Below are 3,683 nucleotides of genomic sequence, written 5' to 3'. Positions count from 1 at the left end.
GATACATCTATCGATTCAATGTTTCAATAAATATTGAAATGAAGCATCGTATTGCAAAGATGTCGTTCGGTCGTCCCGTCACACGGCCGCGTTGGGCCCCGCAGGTCGTAGTGACGGCTTTATCGACTCAGCTGCGCGCGTTGACTTGCTCGACGGGAAGAATGAGACGCTCAGGAATGTTGCGCGATGAAGCGCGAGCACATACGTAATAGAGCACTGCGGGCGCGATAAGACCGAGAATCCACGAGATGTCCGTTCCACCAAGCGAGTCGACGAGCGCTCCCGTGTAGAAACTGGTCGATATGAACGGCATTTGGACCAGTACGCCCGCCACATAGATTGCTATCGCCATGCCATTCCAGCGGCCGTAGCGACCGTCCGGATTCGACAGGGCAGGGACGTCATAGCGCGATTTCGTAAAGCAGTAGTAGTCCACCAGGTTGATCGCACTCCACGGAGTGAAGAACGCGAGCAGGAACAGGATAAATGCGGAGAACTCTTTCAGGAACGAGTGGCGGCCTGCAAGCGCGACCAAGGTCGATACGCCCACCATGCCGAGGATGTAGAACAGGCGGTGACGGGTCGATATCGTGCGTTGACCGCGAAAGCCGCTGACAATCGTCGCCATCGACATGAAGCTACCGTAGGCGTTGAGCGTCGTCACCGTCACCTTTCCGAACGCGATGCTGAAGTAAAGCAGCGCGGCGACTGCGCCACTCGCCCCGAGCCCGACGATGTACGACACCTCGTGATGCGAAAACTGGCTCCCTGCCAGCGCCGCGGCGAACACACCGAAGGTCATGGCAGCCTGGGCGCCGATCACTGAGCCAAGCCCCACGGCGAGAAACGTCCGTACCGACGACGTCGAGCGCGGCAGATAGCGCGAGTAATCCGCAACGTACGGTCCGAACGCGATCTGCCACGAAGCCGATAGCGACATCGAGAGCAAGAAGCTTGGGAGCGTAAAGTGCCGGTTCGCGAGCAGCGCACCCATGTCGTGATGCGCGAAGAGTTGCACAAACATGAAGACAAAGGCAGCCACACCCACCACGCTCGCAATGCGTCCGACAAAGTGAATCGAGCGATAGCCAATGAACGTCAGGAGCACGATCACGACGGCGAAAATCACAATGCCCACCGAATCGTCAACGCTGAACAACTGGGCGACCGCCTGGCCGGCAAGCACCGAACCGCTTGCCGAAAAGCCGACATACATCAGGCACACGAGGACGATGGGAATCACCGCGCCGTACACGCCAAACTGCACACGGCTCGAGATCATTTGCGGGAGGCCGAGTTGAGGCCCCTGTGCGGCATGCAGCGCCATGACGGTACCGCCAACGAGTTGCCCGATCAGCAAGGCGATGAGCGACCAGAACACGTCTCCGCCAAGGACCACGGCGAGCGCGCCGGTCACGATGGCCGTGATCTGCAGGTTGGCCGATAGCCAGAGCGTGAACTGGCTAAACAGGCTGCCATGACGTTCCGTATCGGGGATGTAGTCGATAGACCGGGATTCGATCAACGCGCCGCTAGCGGGGTTTTCGGTGGGAATTGCCACGGAACAGTCTCCAGAACGCTTCAGATCTCGCTTGCTCGACTTTGCGTCAGGCAAACGGACAGTGTGGTTACGGGCGTGGCGGCACGGGCCGCCCCTTTTTATTTTTCTGGCGAATCTAAGGCGGGCAGCGGTTTGCTCGCTTGGGCGGCCGGGCGCTTTTGGTACCCGGTCGTTTCGAACTTTGATCGAAATTAGTCGGATAGAAATTTACTTGTATAGACAAGCCTGCGCAAATAGGGGGTTACCCGATTCGTATGCGGCGCCGAAGGCCGGGCGTGAATAAATCGATCAGCCGCCCTCATTGCGTAGGAAACTGCCACGCGTCGCGCAGCGACCGCAGGAAGCGCGCCTCTCGTTCGCAGGAGCTCTGGTCGGCCGTGACCGCTTCGTTGCACAATTCGATAATGTGGCGACGGAGTTGCCGATCCTCCACATCGGCCGCCAGCGAGGCGAGCGTCGCGGGATCGAGCTGGCACGCGTCGCTCCAGCTCATATAGCCGAAGCGCGTCAGATCCTCGCACAACGTTTGCACGATGGCGAGCAGGCGGCATCGATCCAGCAACAACCGCGTTTGCATGCCGCAACGATCGAGCGCTTCAAGTTCGGTGACGCTGAGGTGGCCGTCGGAAAGCAGGCATGCCGCCAGGATGCGGCCCGCTGCCTCGGGACTGTTGCATTGATAGTGACGCATTTTCTACTCCTTGCTGTTTAGCGGGAATGGCCGGGCGAGATTGAGTGTGAAAACTCCGGACGAGTCACCACGGCGGTTTAAGAATGTATGTGAAAAATAAGTTAGGAACACGAAATTATTTTTGTGTATCAAATCGAGAATGTGGTTGCGTCGGTGAAGAACCCTCCGTTTATCAGGCGCCGGCCACCGGTGCGTCAGTCCAGACACTGCCGGCTCGACGTGACGAGCCGCCCGCGACTTTGCCGGAGACGATCTGGATCGGCGTGCCTGTACCGCGCCGTACGTCCGCGGCTACGTCTTCGCTCAACCAACGCCACCAGCCTGATTCTCTTTGGCCGAGAAGAATCAGGTCGCAACCCGACTCTTCGGCGAAAGAGGCGATCACGCGGCCGATCGTCGAGCCCGTTATCGGCAACGTAACCATGCGGGTTTCGGCAGGACGTGCGTGGTCGTCCATTACATTCTTGACGTGCGTGACGATTTCGCGTCCATGTGCTTCCATGGCCTCGACGACCGCGCCGAAGTCGTAATCGACCGAGCCAACGACGCAGGGCGTTGGGTCGACCACGTGCAGCGCAAAAATGCGCGCATCGTACTTTCGGGCGACGTCGATGGCTGAAGCCAACACGCTGTCGGGTGAGCTTGCACTAACCGCAACGAGAATTTTCGTGAACATTCTGGGTACCTTCCATTAGTGGGACCGTGAGACAGGACAGTCGAAATCAAACGTGCCAGTCACGCGGCGCGCCACTTGAATATGAATACAAGGTGATCGGTTGGTGGTTCATCTCGATGGCGTGGATGCGGTGTTCGAGATCGGCGAAGTCGACTGACGACGCCAGGTAGGACTCGCGTTCCTGGTCTTCGGTGGTGATGAAAAATTCGCTCAGCGTTTTGGTTAATTTCGCAAACATGATGCACTCCAGTCGGTGATTCGATTCATGGCGGACCGCCGGTCCACCGCGTTGCGACGATTGCGACCGATTGCGACAGGCAATTTGAATTAGCCGTGAATCAAAACGTCGCTCGTCGATGGACTGCATCGTAGGCGTGAAGAGTGAGCGGAAAATGAGCAACGCGTGCTGCTGAAAAACGTTCGTCGGGGTGGTCGTGTCTCGCGAATCTTCGTAATTCTTTGCTCAGTCTGTCTCGGCAACATGCAGTCATGCGATGCCGTCAACCGACGGGCATAAAAAGACAAGGAGAACAGACCATGAAAGCCATTCGCCACGTGTTAGTCGCCGCCGCGCTCGGCGTCGGTTTGGTAAGTTGTGCACAAGCGCGTGTTTTTGTCGGCGTGGGGATTGGCGCACCCGCCTATCCGGTGTTGCCGGCTTACGTACCGCCGCCCGTCTATTACGCGCCACCGCCCCCGCCGCTGCTTCCGCCAACACCGGTGTATTCGACGCCCATCGTGATCGGTTACTACGG

At 58.3% G+C, this 3,683-nt stretch carries 5 protein-coding genes; 1 reads left to right on the top strand and 4 read right to left on the bottom strand.

Annotated features, from left to right (window positions below):
* Positions 1-127 precede the first annotated feature (127 nt).
* From WCA53_RS14895 to WCA53_RS14880, 4 genes are all read right to left on the bottom strand, one after another.
* Positions 128-1,555 (bottom strand): purine-cytosine permease family protein, encoded by a 1,428-nt coding sequence (locus tag WCA53_RS14895; RefSeq protein WP_423911557.1) that lies wholly within the window; start codon positions 1,553-1,555, stop codon positions 128-130.
* A 304-nt stretch (positions 1,556-1,859) separates the two neighbouring features.
* The gene (locus WCA53_RS14890; RefSeq protein ID WP_423911555.1) at positions 1,860-2,252 is read right to left on the bottom strand and encodes a TerB family tellurite resistance protein; all 393 of its coding nucleotides are present in this window, start codon (positions 2,250-2,252) and stop codon (positions 1,860-1,862) included.
* 172 nt (positions 2,253-2,424) lie between these two features.
* Complete coding sequence (locus WCA53_RS14885) at positions 2,425-2,928, bottom strand: universal stress protein (protein ID WP_423911553.1); 504 nt, start codon at positions 2,926-2,928, stop codon at positions 2,425-2,427.
* A 46-nt stretch (positions 2,929-2,974) separates the two neighbouring features.
* The gene (locus tag WCA53_RS14880; protein ID WP_423911550.1) at positions 2,975-3,166 is read right to left on the bottom strand and encodes a DUF3563 family protein; all 192 of its coding nucleotides are present in this window, start codon (positions 3,164-3,166) and stop codon (positions 2,975-2,977) included.
* A gap of 299 nt (positions 3,167-3,465) precedes the next feature.
* On the opposite strand from WCA53_RS14880, the gene WCA53_RS14875 reads away from it, so the two are divergent.
* A partial coding sequence (locus WCA53_RS14875; protein ID WP_423911548.1) for a hypothetical protein occupies positions 3,466-3,683 on the top strand: 218 nt, incomplete at its 3' end.

Source organism: Caballeronia sp. (assembly GCF_049581465.1).
GTDB lineage: Bacteria > Pseudomonadota > Gammaproteobacteria > Burkholderiales > Burkholderiaceae > Caballeronia.
Note: the sequence above shows the minus strand (reverse complement) of the source record. Positions and strands in the feature narration are given on the sequence as shown.

Coding starts and splice junctions, on each gene's coding strand:
- WCA53_RS14890 (WP_423911555.1), bottom strand. CDS start 2,252: ATGCGTCACTATCAATGCAACAGTCCCGAGGCAGCGGGCCGCATCCTG.
- WCA53_RS14885 (WP_423911553.1), bottom strand. CDS start 2,928: ATGTTCACGAAAATTCTCGTTGCGGTTAGTGCAAGCTCACCCGACAGC.
- WCA53_RS14880 (WP_423911550.1), bottom strand. CDS start 3,166: ATGTTTGCGAAATTAACCAAAACGCTGAGCGAATTTTTCATCACCACC.